Genomic DNA, 13,632 nt, shown 5'->3' on the forward strand with positions numbered 1-13,632 from the left:
TAGAGGCCATCGAGTTCAACCGGCAGTTCATGTGACCCACACGACATCTCTCGAATGGAACGAATGTGAACGAATGTATGCTCATCGACGTGAGCGAGCAGGCAGCAACCAGAGGTGAGCGCAAGGAACGCACCCGCGCGGCACTACTGGACGGCACCCTCGCATTGGCCGCCGACCGCGGCTTCGCCGCCCTGAGCCTGCGTGAGATCGCCCGCTCCGCCGGCATCGTCCCCACCGCGTTCTACCGGCACTTCACCTCACTCGACGAGCTCGGCACCACCCTCGTCGAGGAGGGTGTCCGCCAACTCCGGCTGGCCCTGCGCGAAATGCGCCGCACCCCCGATGCCCGCCTCGCCGATACCGTCCGCTTCGTCTTCGAACAGGTCGACAGCAACACCGACCTGTGGGGCTTCCTGATTCGCGAACGCCGCGGCGGCTCGGCCGCCCTGCGCGGCGCGATCGCCGTCGAAATGCAGCTCATAGTGCGCGAACTCGTGGTGGATCTGTCCCGCGTGCGCAACCTGGACCACTGGTCCCCGGAAGACCTCGAACTCGCCGCCGACCTCATAGTCGCCACAGTCACCGACCGCATCGCCGACTATGTCGTGACAGCACCACGCGAACGTCCGCGCATTGTCGATCGGGTGGTGTTGCATGTGCGCCTCATCGCGCTCGGCATGGCCGCCTGGGATCCGGACGCCGTCTCCTCCCGCTGAGCGCGGGTCAGCGTCCTCGAAGATCTTCCGCCCGCACCGGAATCAGCGCGGCCAGGCCCAGCGCCAGCACCAGGATGATGCCGACAATGCCCGCGCGCTCGGAGCCGAACGCCCATACGAAGAAGCCGAAAAGTATTGGGGCCAAGAATGATACGGCTCGCCCCGTGGTGGCGTAGAGACCGAACATCTGGCCCTCGCGACCTGGTTTGGTGAGCCGCACCAGGAAGGTACGCGCGGAAGACTGTGCGGGGCCGACGAATACGGTCAGCAGCAGCCCGAAGATCCAGAACATGAGCGGGCCGGAGACCACCAGCAGGGCCAGGCCGCACACGATCATCGAGGCCAGCGACACCACAATGACCGGCTTGGGACCGATGCGGTCGTCGAACCGGCCCGCGGTGATAGCGCCCAGCGCCGCAACGACATTCGCGGCGATACCGAAGAGCAGTACATCGGAGTCGGCTATCCCGTAGACACGCACGGCCAGCACCGCGCCGAAGGTGAAGACACCCGCGAGGCCGTCGCGGAAGATGGCGCTGGCGAACAGGAATCCGACCGCGCGGCGATCGTCCCGCCAGAGTTCACGCACATCGCGCCACAGGATCCGGTAGGCGTCGGTGAGTTTGCGGGTATCCGCGCCGGGATCGGCGTCGGTGCGCGGTAATTCGGGGACGAACAGGAACAGCGGGACCGCGAAGGCGGCGAACCAGACCGCCGCGACCAGCGCCACCAGGCGGATATTCAGGCCGTCATCGATGGGCACGCCGAGCAGACCACGGTAATCACCCTTACCGGAGATGAAACCGAAGTACACGATGAGCAGCAGGATGATGCCACCGAAATACCCCATGGCCCAACCGAATCCGGAGACCCGGCCCACCGTCGCGGGCGTCGATACCTGACGCAGCATCGAGTTGTACGGCACGTGGGAGAGCTCGAAGGTGGCCGAGCCGATACCCAGCAGCATCAGCCCGAACCACAGATAGTGGTAGTCCCGGTGCACGAAAAACATTGCCGCCATGAGCATTACCGTGATCGAGGTCAAAACCCCCAGCGACAGTTTGCGTTTCGCTGTCGCATCGAAGAACTGCCCGCTCACCGGCGCGGTCAATGCCACTACCAGCCCCGCCAACCCCAGCGCCCACCCCAGCCAGGCACTCGCCGACACTCCCCCGGGCAGCCCCTCCCCCACCTTGTCGGTCAGATACACCGAGAAGACAAAGGTCAGAATCACCGCATTGAACGCGGCCCCACCCCAATCCCACAGCCCCCAAGCCACAACGGGCCCGCGCCCGGCCGCCGACCCGATCGTCTCCCGCCCGGAAACCTCAGCCATCCGCGCAGCTTAAGCGGAGCGCACCCCCAGCCGGTGGATTCCCGCCGAAGCCGTGCTCAGGCCGGAGGTCTCGGATGCGATTCGGCGAAATGCTCCAGCCAGGGCCGCTCGCGCTCCTCCACACTCATGGCGAGCAGGGCACGCAGCGCGGTCCAGCCGTCCTCGTCCACCGGTGTCATGATCTGGACCCACGCGCCCGCGATGGACGGCAGCGACATGCTGGTCATGACCATCTCCACATCCTTGGTCACCAGGTTGCGAATCGCCCTGGTGCGCCCTACCGGGAATCCCACATCGTTGCGCGCCCACAATTCCGCGAACAATGGACTGTCGGAACACATTTGCTCGATATAGGCCGTCCACACCGGGTCATGCAGGTTCTTGACGTACGCGGCGCGCAGGTAACCGACCATCCGCCCCAGATACTCCCTGTTCGCGGCATACGGATTACAGCACGCGGGCGTGAGGAACACCTTCCGCAGAATGTTCTTGTTCCCGACGAGGAACCCGGGAAACAGCGCGGCATAGGCCGAATTGTGGGCGAGCACGTCGTAGCGCGCGGACAGCACCACGCCGGGCAGCGGATACAGATGATCCAGAATCACCTGTAGTTCCTCCAGCACCGGCTCTGCCACATGCAGCGTGGGAATCGCGGGCACATCGGCCAGCGCGTACAGGTGCGCCCGCTCCGCACCATCCAGACCCAGCGTGCGCGAAATGGCATCCAGCACCTGCACACTCACCTTGATATCGCGGCCCTGCTCCAGCCACGTGTACCAGGTGACCCCCACCCCCGACAGCTGTGCGACCTCCTCGCGCCGCAACCCGGGCGTGCGCCGCCGCGCCCCCACCGGCAGCCCCACCTCCTGCGGGGTGATCCGAGCTCGCCGCGACTTCAAGAACGCCGACAACTCCTCCCGCCGCGTCTTGCGCACCGCTCGCGTATCAGCCGCAACAGGATTCACCCCATGCTCGGGCGCTACAGCAGGAGACTCGGCGGTGAGCAACTCCGCCGCGCGGGACAACCCGCCCCACCGCGCCGCGATATCCGGCCCGAAAGCGATCGATCCGGACGGCTCGAGGCCGGCCGATCGCGCCTGCGGGGTAGCGCGGGCGGCCGGGATCGCACCCCTGCCCAGCGCGTCACCGATGATCGTCGCGGACGCGTCATTCCTGGCTGCGGAGTTCACTTCTCCATACTGGCGGTATTCGCCACCCGTATCCAGGTGGTGGCAGTACCCGTATAAGCAGACTCCTGTTACCGGGCTGCGGTCCGGCGCAGGCTCGATCACATGACACAGAGCCTGACTCAATCCCCGCCGGCGGTGGCGGCTCCGGCGGTGGCCGGGACCGGTCGCCGCTCGCTCGCCATTCTCGCCGTGATCCTGCTCGGGCAGTTCATGGCCGTGATCGATGCCTCCATTGTCAATGTCGCCATTCCCGCCATGCGAACCTCGTTGCACGCGTCCGGTTCCGGGCTGCAGTTGATCGTCTCCGGATATGTGATCGCCTACGCGGTGCTGCTGGTGACCGGTGCCCGGCTCGGCGATCGGTTCGGGCAGCGCACCATGTTCCTGGCCGGGCTCGCGCTGTTTACCATTGCCTCGCTGGCCTGCGGGCTGGCGTGGAATACACCGTCGCTCATAGTCTTCCGCTTCCTACAGGGCATCGGATCGGCGGCCATGATCCCGCAGGTCATGACCTTGATCCAGCGGACCTTCACGGGAACCACACGGGCGCGAGCACTTTCGGCCTACGCCGCCGTCATCTCCGGCGGCATGGTGGTCGGGCAGATTCTCGGCGGGCTCATCGTCAGCGCCGATATTGCCGGAACCTCCTGGCGCGGAGTGTTTCTGGTGAATGTGCCGATCGGACTGGTGCTGCTGGCCGTCGCGCCATCCACTCTGCCGGTCACCGTGCGCACCGAACGCAAGCTGGATCTGGCCGGGCTCGCGGTGCTCACCCCGGCGGTGCTGCTGCTCGTTGTGCCGCTGGTCCTCGGCCATGAGCAGGACTGGCCGGTGTGGACCTGGATCGCATTGGCCTCAGCCGCAGCGGGATTCATCGGATTCGCGCGGGTCGAACGCTGGGTGCACCGGCGCGGCGGAGCACCGCTCTTCGCCGACCAGGTACTGCGCGCACCCGGGCTGATACTCACCGCCGCAACGCTTTTCACGGTCATGTGCACCTTCGGCGGCTGGCTGTTCGTCATGGCCATCCACCTGCAGAGCACTCTCGGGTACACCGCTCTGCACGCCGGACTGTTGTTCCTGCCCATGGGCATCACCTTCGCGCTGGCCAGCCTGAACTGGCAGCGCGTACCGGAACGCTTGCACGCCACCATGATTCCAGCGGGCCTGGTACTGGCCGCCACAACCATGGTGATCATGGGCCTGCTGCTGCGGAACGGCGCGGACTTCGGACCGCTCGAGCTGACCGTCTTCGGCATTATGGGTATCGGATTCGGACTCTCCTTCAGCCCGCTGATGGCCCGCACCACCGCCAAGATCCCGGTCGCGCTGGCCGCCGACGCCAGCGGAATCCTGGTCACCAATGTGCAATTGGGGACCGTCGTCGGCATTGCGAGCTTCGGTTCGGTCTTCCTGACCCTGGCCGGAACCACCACTGTCTCGGCGTCGCACGCGGTCGGTGTCACCGCCATTGTGGAGGGGGTGACGGTGCTGGCAGCCTCCGCGCTGGCCGCCCGCGCCGCTCGGTGAACCGGGTTGCCGAGTCCGCTCGATGAGCCCGCTCGGCAGTGAGATCACCAGGCCTTGTGCGTGAATCGAGGGGCACCCCGCCCGGGGTGCCCCTCCTTCATAATTCCCCTATGCACTGAATTGCATAGTACGTCTAGTCTCAGTTATCCTGGCCGCATGGCCCTCGAACACGCGCTACTGGTGTCGCTGACCGAACGCGCGAGTTCGGGATACGACCTGGCCCGGCGCTTCGACAAATCCATCGGATTCTTCTGGAACGCCACCCACCAGCAGATCTACCGTGTGCTCAAGCGCATGGAAGAACAGAGCTGGGTCACCGCCGAGGCCGTCGCCCAGGAGGGCCGCCCCGATAAGAAGGTTTACACCGTCAGCGACGCGGGCCGCGCGGAACTCACCCGCTGGATCGCCGAACCCAGCGATATCGCCCCCATGCGCAATGAACTCGGCGTGAAACTGCGCGCCGCCTCGCTCGGCGACGTGCCCGCCCTCATCACCGAGGTGCAGCGGCATCGCGACGAGCACGCCCACCGCCTCGACCTGTATCTGACCTTCGAGAAGAAGGACTACCCCGCACCGGATCAGCTCTCCGGCCGCACCCTGCACCAGTACCTCGTGCTGCGCGGTGGCATCCGCGTCGAGGCGGGAATCGTCGACTGGTGCGACGAAGTACTCGACGGACTCCGTAGAGATAACCCCGAAAGCCACCGCGACTCAGCCCGGTCGCAGGCGTCCGACCCGAAAGGCACTCGGCGATGAGCGCTTACCCGCATCTCTTCGAACCCCTGGACCTGGGATTCACCACCCTGCGCAATCGCGTGGTCATGGGTTCCATGCACACCGGTCTCGAGGACCGGGCCTGGCACACCAACCGGCTCGCGGCCTACTTCGCCGAACGCGCCAAAGGCGGTGTGGGCCTTATCATCACCGGCGGTTACGCCCCCAACCGCACCGGCTGGCTGCTGCCGTTCGGCGCGAAGCTCACCAATAAGACCGAGGCGTACCGGCATCGCGCCATCACCAAGGCGGTGCACGCCGAGGGCGGCAAGATTGCACTGCAGATCCTGCACGCGGGCCGCTATTCCTATATGCCCGGCAGTGTTTCGGCGTCCTCGATCAAGGCCCCCATCAATCCGCTGCGCCCGCGCGCACTCTCGGGCAAGGGCGTCGAGCAGACCATCGACGATTACGCCCGCTGCGCCGAACTGGCCAAGTTCGCCGGCTACGACGGCGTCGAAATCATGGGCGGTGAAGGGTATTTCATCAACCAGTTCCTCGCGCCGCGCACCAATAAGCGCAAGGACAAGTGGGGCGGCTCGGCGGAGAACCGCCGCCGCATCGCGAGCGAGATCGTGCGCCGCGTACGCGAGGCCGTCGGCCCCGACTTCATCATCGTATTCCGTTTGTCCATGGCCGATTTCGTGGAGAACGGTCAGACCTGGGACGAGATCGCCGCTGTCGCACAGGATGTGGAGGCCGCCGGAGCGACCCTCATCAATACCGATATCGGCTGGCACGAGGCCCGCGTCCCCACCATCGTGACCTCGGTCCCGCGCGCGGCTTTCGTCGAGTGGACCGCCAAGGTCAAAGACATTGTCAGCATTCCGGTTTGCGCCTCCAATCGCATCAATATGCCCGAGACCGCCGAGGAGATCCTCACCCGCGGCGACTCCGACCTGGTGTCGCTGGCCCGCCCCCTGCTCGCCGATCCCGAGTGGGCGCGTAAGGCGCAAGAGGCCCGCGTCGACGAGATCAACACCTGCATCGCCTGCAACCAGGCGTGCCTGGACCACGCCTTCGGGATGAAAACCGTTTCCTGCCTGCTGAATCCGCGCGCAGCCCACGAAACCGAACTGAAACTGCTCCCCACCCGCCGCACCCGCAAATTCGCCGTCGTAGGCGCGGGCCCCGCCGGCCTCTCCGCCGCGGTGAGCCTGGCTCAGCGCGGCCACCACGTCGACCTCTTCGAATCCGACGACAAGATCGGCGGCCAATTCGACATCGCCCGCCGCATCCCCGGCAAGGAGGAGTTCAGCGAAACCGTCCGCTACTTCACCCGCCAACTCGAAATCACCGGCGTCCGAGTACATCTCAACACCCGCGCCACCGCCGACCAGCTCATCGCCGGCGGCTACGACGAGGTCATCCTCGCCACCGGCGTCAAACCCCGCATCCCCAATATCCCCGGCATCGACCACCCCAAGGTCCTCACCTACGCCGAATTGGTCCGCGAGGGTAAGCCCGTAGGCAAGAAGGTCGCCGTCATCGGCGCGGGCGGCATCGGCTTCGACGTGAGCGAATTCCTCACCGTAGAAGGCCATCCCAGCCTGAAGCTCGACGAGTGGAAGGAAGAATGGGGCGTCTCCGACGACCCGAACACCCGCGGCTTCCGCACCACCCCCAAGCCCTCCCCCGCCGCCCGCGAAGTAGTCCTGTTGCAGCGCAAGGCATCTTCGTTCGGCAAGGACCTGGGCAAAACTTCCGGCTGGGTGCACCGCGCCGCGGTCAAGGCCAAGGGCGTGGAACAGATCGGCGGCGTCAACTACGAACGCATCGACGACAAGGGCCTGCACATCAGCTTCGGCGAAAAGCGCCAACGCCCGACGATCATCGAATGCGACAACGTAATCCTCTGCGCCGGACAAGAATCCGTCCGAGACCTGGAGGAGCCGTTGAAATCGGCAGGCGTCCCAACCCACCTCATCGGCGGCGCCGACCTGGCTTCGGAACTCGATGCGAAGCGAGCCATCAACCAGGGCACCCGCCTGGCAGCGGCGCTGTGATGCCAACCCTCACCCGCCTCGGGCTTCCCGGAACCGAACAAGCTTGGACAGCACTGGGTTTCACCGTCACGGACGGCGTAATCCAAATCGGCCAGGTCACCTGCACCCTGGGCGAAGCGGCCTGGGGCTTCGACGAAACCCACTCCGCCCCGGAGATTCTCGGCGTCCCCTACCTGCCCGCCGATCCCGCCGAAAGCCCCGCGGCACCCAGCACGCCACACCCGAACGGCGTGACGACTATCGACCACGTGGTCTACTGGATGCCAACTCTGGATGAGGGTGCCACGAATCTGACTGCCGTACTTGGCATTCCCCCACGCCGCCGCTTCTTCCCGCGTGGCCCCGAAGGTCCCGAGATGGCCTTCTACCGAGTAGGCGAACCCTTCATCGAGGCAGTCGGCTCCGGCCTGCCACCCTCCCTGGCAGGAGTCGCCTTCCTAACCCCCGACCTGGATGCGGCAGTCGCCGCCGTCAAAGCGGCAGGCGGCCCCATCGGCGACCCCCGCCCCGCAGTCCAAGGCGGCCGCATAGCGCCCGTCTGGCAGGGTCATCTGAAATGGGGCATCGCATTCATGGAACCGAAACCCCGGGGCTGAAGCCCCGAAAAGACAAGAGATACAAAGACAAAAGACTCAAAGACAAAAGCCGCCAGGACAAGAAGAGCGAAGAACAAGACCAAAAGAAACAAGACGAGAAAAAACAGGACAAAAACCCCACCCTCGACCTGGACATGCGATCACCGGGAAATGAGCGTGGTGTCGTGCGGCGTGTCGCACCGTGAGTTCCCGGTGATCGATCGTCCAATACCGAGAGGGTCTGTTTTGGTGTCTTTGTCTTTGGTCTTTGGGCTCGAGAAGGTGACCACGGCCCGTCCTCCGGTCGAGAACGGGACGATCCGGGCATAGTCCGGTAGCTCGAGTCGGGTACGGCAGGCGACGCGCCCAGCGATGCCTGCTTTGCCACGGAAATCGCAGGCACAAAATGCAACCGTCGCCGCATTGGGCGGCCCCGAACCGCGATCCGATCCCAGGGCATACCCGTGATGCCCCAACCGATATGCCGCGTGTGCACCCACGGCGGTGTTTTGTCTTTTTCCCCGCCACAGCTGCACACTCGCCCGCCATACCTGCACACTCGGCGAGCACCCTGCCGACCGGTAGGCAACTCCAACGCGCCGTCGCCGCCGCGACTCACCAACGAGTGGGTAGGGTTTGTGATCGTGAGCTTGCCTGCGCCTACCGCTGATAATCGTGCCGTCGTGACCGGATCCTCTTCGGGGATCGGAGTCGCACTCGCTGAGGAGCTCGCCTCACGCGGGTATTCGCTGATCCTGGTCGCGCGCCGCGAGGATCTACTCAACGAGCTGGCGAAGAAGCTGAGCGACCGGTATGGGATCACGGCCGAGGTGCGGGCCGTGGATCTGTCCAACCGGGAGCAGCGCGCGCCGCTGGCGAAGGAGCTCGCCGAGCGCGATATCGCGATCCTGTGCAATAACGCCGGAGTCGCCACGTTCGGGTCGCTGGCGAAGCTGGATCTGAATTACGAGCGGGACATCATGGAGCTCAATGCCGTCGCCGTGCATGACCTGACGCTCGCGGTGCTGCCGAACATGGTGAAGCGGGGCAGCGGCGGAATCCTCGTGACCGGTTCGGCCGCAGGCAATATGCCGATTCCGAACAATGCCACCTATGCCGCGTCCAAGGCGTTCACCAACACCTGGGCCGAATCGCTGCGCGGGGAGATGAAGGAGCACGGCGTGCATGTCACGCTGCTGGCTCCCGGCCCCGTGCGCACCGACAATCCGGATCAGGACGAGGTCGGCAATAAGATTCCGGAGTTCATCTGGGTCACCGCCGCACACACCGCCAAGATCACCATCGATGCGCTCGCCCGCAATAAGATGCGCGTGGTTCCCGGCCTGATCAGCAAGGGCATGAGCCTGGCCGGGCAGTTCGGCCCGCGGTCCATCACCTCGCTCGTCGCGGGTGCGGCGTACAAGAAGCTCGGTAGCTGACCGCATTCCGTCAAGATCGAGCGCCCAGTCGTAAATGGCGTGTAGCCGGGCATACCCCGGCTACACGATCCGGCGTAGTCCTGAACTCGGCCCCGCATACGGAATAGCGGGGACGGACAACGGAGACATCGTGACGCTGCTCGACATCTTCCCGTCGCTGCGGTCCGGGGGCATGGTTCCGCGCCTCGACCCGTCGGTATGGCCGAGTGAAACGCATTACGACGCCGACGGCCGCATTACCGTCGGCGGAGTCGCACTGGCCGATATCGCCGACCGATACGGCACCCCCACCTATGTTCTCGACGAGACCGAAGTGCGCGCCCGCTGCCAGACGTACCGGCAGCGCTTCCCCGAAGCCGAAATCCTTTACGCGAGTAAGGCACTGCTCACTCGGGCCGTAGCCGAGTGGGTGACAGAGGAGGGTCTCTCCCTCGACGTATGCTCGGCCGGAGAACTCGCCGTCGCCCTGTCGTCCTGGGTGGACCCGCAGCGAATCATGCTGCACGGCAATGGAAAACCTTTCGCAGAGCTGGAGACCGCGATCAATTGCGGAGTGGGCCGCGTGGTCATCGACTCCCTCACCGAGATCACCCTTCTGTCAGCCCTGGCGAGCAAACCACAGCGGGTGCTACTGCGTGTGTGCCCCGACGTCGACGTACCCGGGCATCCGGCGGTGCGCACCGGCGTCGCCGACCAGAAGTTCGGCTTCACCATCGGCAGTCGCGCACTCGACGAAGCCGTGGAACGCACTGTGCGCCAACCCAATCTGAAATTCATCGGCCTGCACTGCCATATCGGTTCACAAATCCACGACGCCTTCCCCTACGGTGAGTCCGTGCGCCGCATGATCGGCGAAATGGCAAGAATTCGTGACGATTACGGCGTCACCCTCACCACTCTCGACCTCGGTGGCGGGCACGCGGTCGCCTACCGCCCCGGCGACGCCGAAATGAATCTGCCCGAACTCGCCGACATCATCGAGGACTCCCTCGACGCCGCATGCGCCCGATATGGCTTCCCGCGCCCCATGATTGCTCTCGAACCCGGCCGCGCCATCGTCGCCCGCGCCGGCATCACCCTCTACCGCGTACTGTCGATCAAGCACGTCGAAGGCGGCCACACCTACGTCACCGTCGACGGCGGCATGAGCGACAACCCGCGCGTAACCCTCTACGGCGCCCGCTACGAAGCCGTAGTGGCCAACCGCCACCCCACCGGCCCGCACATGACCGCCCATATCGCAGGCCGCCACTGCGAAGCCGGTGACATCCTCGCCACCGACATCCGCCTCCCCGCCGACCTACGCCCCGGCGAAGTCCTCGCCATGCCCTGCACCGGGGCCTACCACCACAGCCTGTCCTCGTCCTACAACGGCATCGGCCGCCCGCCGATTATCGCCGTCCGCGACGGCGGCACCCGAGAACTGGTGCGCCGCGAGACAATCGAGGATCTGATGCTCCGCGACATCGGCCGCTGAGAACCGCTCAGCGCTTGCGCGTGCCGAAGATGCTGCGACTGATCTCGCGACCGGCGACCGTGGCGGCCGAGCGCAGGAAGTTCTTGAAAGCGGTGTTGTTGACGATCTTCTCGGCCATGGACTCATCGACGGGTTCCGCTTTCGCGCGACCACGTGCGGGCGCTTGCTCGGGAGCCTCCGCGGCCGCCTTGGCCAGCTTCTCGGTCAGGATCTCGTAGGCCGAGTCGCGGTCGATGGTTTGACCGTACTTGCCGTACAGGGTGGATTGCTGTGCGCGGGAACGTATTCCGTCATCGCCGATGGTGTCCATGAGCGAGCGCGGCGGTTGCATGCGCGCCCATGCAACGGGGGTCGGTGCGCCCTTCTCCGACAGCACCGTGACCACGGCCTCACCGATACCCAGTGAGGTCAAAGCCTTTTCGAGATCATAGGTGGCGGTCTTCGGATAAGTGCGCACCGTCTTCGACAGTGCCGCTTGATCTTCCGGCGTGAAGGCGCGCAGCGCGTGCTGGATACGCGCACCCAGTTGGGAGAGAACGGCATTCGGGATATCCGTCGGCAACTGGGTGCAGAAGAATACGCCGACCCCCTTGGAGCGGATGAGCTTCACCGTCTGTTCGACCTGCTGCAGGAACGCCTTCGACGCTCCCGTGAAGAGCAGATGCGCCTCGTCGAAGATGAAGACCAGCTTCGGCTTCTCCATATCGCCGATCTCGGGCAGCGTCTGGAACAGATCCGCCAGCACCCACATCAGGAAGGTGGAGAACATCTGCGGGCGCGAAGCCTGCGCACCCAGTTCGAACAGCGTGATCACGCCCTGGCCACCGGCCGTGCGCATGAGATCGGCCGGATCCAGCTCCGGCTCACCGAAGAAGGTGTCACCACCGTCGGCCTCGAGATTGATCAGGGCACGCAGGATCACTCCGGCGGTGGTCGCCGAGACGCCGCCGATACCCTTCAATTCCTCCTTGCCCTCCGGGCTGGTGAGGAATTGGATGACCGACCGCAGATCCTTCAGATCCAGCAGCGCGAGGCCGTTCTGGTCGGACCAGTGGAAGATCAGTCCGAGCGTGGATTCCTGAGTCTCGTTGAGCCCCAGCACCTTCGACAGCAGAATCGGCCCGAACGAGGTGATGGTGGCGCGAATCGGCACCCCGATGCCCTCGGTGCCCAGTGACACGAACTCGACCGGGAATCCGCGCGGCGCCCAATCCGGGCAGCCGGTCTCCTGCGCGCGTGCGGTCAACTTGTCATTGGACTGCCCGGGCTGCGCCAAACCGGAGAGGTCACCCTTGATATCGGCCACCACCACCGGCACACCCGCCGCCGACAACTGCTCGGCAATCCCCTGCACCGTCTTGGTCTTACCGGTACCGGTCGCACCCGCGATGAGCCCGTGCCGGTTCATGGTCTTCATCGGAATCCGCACTCGCGCATCGGGATGCACCTTGCCGTCGACGATGACGGTGCCCAGCTCCAGCGCCAATCCCTCGAACGCGTACCCGGCCGCGATCTGTTGCGCCGCAACCTCATCCGGCGCTGCATCGCCACCCACAGCCGAATCGGATTCACTCGCAGTGGTTTTCGCCGCAGCACCGGTTTCAGCGGCGGCGGTGGGTGCCGCATCGCCCTTCGCGGCCTTGTCCGCAGCCTCCTGCTCCGCCGCTTCCTTCTCGGCCGCCTCCGCCGCCGCTACCGCCTCGGCCGCGATCCGCGCGGCCTCCTCCGCGGCCTTGCGTGCCGCCGCTGCCTTCTCCTGCGGGGTGGTCATCGCGCTTCCTCCGTCTGCTCTGCCAACTGCGACTGCTCCGGGAACTGTCCTGCCAACAAGCCGACCGCTTCGTACGCACGCGGATCCGCTGGGAACGATACTGCCCGGTCGGAACGCAAAGCGGCCCCGACGCGGCCGGGCGAAACGGCCGGTTACAACCAAACGTCTACTCTGACCACGGTGACCGATAAGTACGTGGTGTGGATGGATTGCGAGATGACCGGCCTACGCCTGGACAGCGACAAGCTGATCGAGGTAGCCGCACTCGTGACGGACAGTGATCTCAATATTCTCGGCGAGGGCGTGGATATCGTCATTCACGCCGATGACGACGCACTGGCCGCCATGCCGCCGGTCGTCACCGAGATGCACGCCCGCTCCGGGCTCACCGAAGAGGTCCGCCGCTCCACCGTCACCATGGCCGAGGCCGAGCAGCAGATTCTGGAGTACATCAAGCAGTACGTGCCCACCCCGCGCACGGTCCCGCTGGCCGGTAACTCCATTGCCACCGATCGCGGTTTCATCGCCCGCGATATGGCAGCCCTCGACGCACACCTGCACTACCGCATGATCGACGTCAGCTCCATCAAGGAATTGGCGCGCCGCTGGTACCCGCGCATCTACTTCGGCCAGCCGGAGAAGGGCCTCGCGCATCGCGCGCTCGCCGATATCAAGGAGTCCATCCGTGAACTCCAGTACTACCGCCGCACCGCTTTCGTCGCCCCGCCCGGACCCTCGACCGCGGAGATTGCCGCCGCCGCCGCCGAACTGAGCGAAAAACCGACCGGAAATACCGCATAACCAGCCGATTAGGTACT

11 protein-coding genes are annotated in these 13,632 nt (G+C 65.3%); 8 read left to right on the forward strand and 3 right to left on the reverse strand.

Features of this window, described 5'->3' with window-relative positions; all coding sequences use genetic code 11:
- The first annotated feature begins 77 nt into the window (after positions 1-77).
- Complete coding sequence (locus tag GFY24_RS17915) at positions 78-716, forward strand: TetR family transcriptional regulator (protein ID WP_153806267.1); 639 nt, start codon at positions 78-80, stop codon at positions 714-716.
- A gap of 7 nt (positions 717-723) precedes the next feature.
- Here the strand turns inward: GFY24_RS17915 and GFY24_RS17920 are convergent, their stop codons facing one another.
- Both GFY24_RS17920 and GFY24_RS17925 read right to left on the reverse strand, forming a co-directional pair.
- Positions 724-2,052 (reverse strand): MFS transporter, encoded by a 1,329-nt coding sequence (locus GFY24_RS17920; protein ID WP_153806156.1) that lies wholly within the window; start codon positions 2,050-2,052, stop codon positions 724-726.
- 56 nt (positions 2,053-2,108) lie between these two features.
- Entirely contained in the window at positions 2,109-3,242 is a 1,134-nt protein-coding gene (locus GFY24_RS17925) for a helix-turn-helix transcriptional regulator (protein WP_309230989.1), read from the reverse strand.
- A gap of 102 nt (positions 3,243-3,344) precedes the next feature.
- Between GFY24_RS17925 and GFY24_RS17930 the strand changes: the two genes are divergently transcribed.
- The 6 genes from GFY24_RS17930 to lysA all read left to right on the forward strand — a co-directional run bounded on the left by GFY24_RS17930 (position 3,345) and on the right by lysA (position 11,043).
- Positions 3,345-4,772 (forward strand): MFS transporter, encoded by a 1,428-nt coding sequence (locus tag GFY24_RS17930; RefSeq protein ID WP_153806157.1) that lies wholly within the window; start codon positions 3,345-3,347, stop codon positions 4,770-4,772.
- Positions 4,773-4,928: 156 nt separating this feature from the next.
- Complete coding sequence (locus GFY24_RS17935) at positions 4,929-5,528, forward strand: PadR family transcriptional regulator (protein ID WP_153806158.1); 600 nt, start codon at positions 4,929-4,931, stop codon at positions 5,526-5,528.
- Positions 5,525-7,552, forward strand: coding sequence for an NADPH-dependent 2,4-dienoyl-CoA reductase (locus GFY24_RS17940; protein WP_153806159.1), 2,028 nt, complete (start codon positions 5,525-5,527; stop codon positions 7,550-7,552). The genes GFY24_RS17935 and GFY24_RS17940 overlap by 4 nt, the downstream gene beginning before the upstream one ends.
- Entirely contained in the window at positions 7,552-8,148 is a 597-nt protein-coding gene (locus tag GFY24_RS17945) for a hypothetical protein (RefSeq protein WP_153806160.1), read from the forward strand. Before GFY24_RS17940 ends, GFY24_RS17945 begins: the two co-directional genes overlap by 1 nt.
- A gap of 623 nt (positions 8,149-8,771) precedes the next feature.
- Positions 8,772-9,566: a mycolate reductase gene (cmrA, locus tag GFY24_RS17950; protein ID WP_309230990.1), complete on the forward strand. Its 795-nt coding sequence runs from the start codon at positions 8,772-8,774 to the stop codon at positions 9,564-9,566.
- 130 nt (positions 9,567-9,696) lie between these two features.
- Positions 9,697-11,043: a diaminopimelate decarboxylase gene (lysA, locus tag GFY24_RS17955; RefSeq protein ID WP_309230991.1), complete on the forward strand. Its 1,347-nt coding sequence runs from the start codon at positions 9,697-9,699 to the stop codon at positions 11,041-11,043.
- 7 nt (positions 11,044-11,050) lie between these two features.
- On the opposite strand, the gene GFY24_RS17960 is transcribed toward lysA, so the two are convergent.
- Positions 11,051-12,814 (reverse strand): helicase HerA-like domain-containing protein, encoded by a 1,764-nt coding sequence (locus tag GFY24_RS17960; RefSeq protein WP_153806163.1) that lies wholly within the window; start codon positions 12,812-12,814, stop codon positions 11,051-11,053.
- 180 nt (positions 12,815-12,994) lie between these two features.
- Here GFY24_RS17960 and orn point away from each other — a divergent pair, with 180 nt between their 5' ends.
- Positions 12,995-13,615: an oligoribonuclease gene (gene orn / locus GFY24_RS17965; RefSeq protein WP_309230992.1), complete on the forward strand. Its 621-nt coding sequence runs from the start codon at positions 12,995-12,997 to the stop codon at positions 13,613-13,615.
- The last annotated feature ends 17 nt before the right edge of the window (positions 13,616-13,632 follow it).

Origin of the sequence: Nocardia sp. SYP-A9097 (assembly GCF_009649815.1) — a bacterium.
Lineage (GTDB): Bacteria > Actinomycetota > Actinomycetes > Mycobacteriales > Mycobacteriaceae > Nocardia.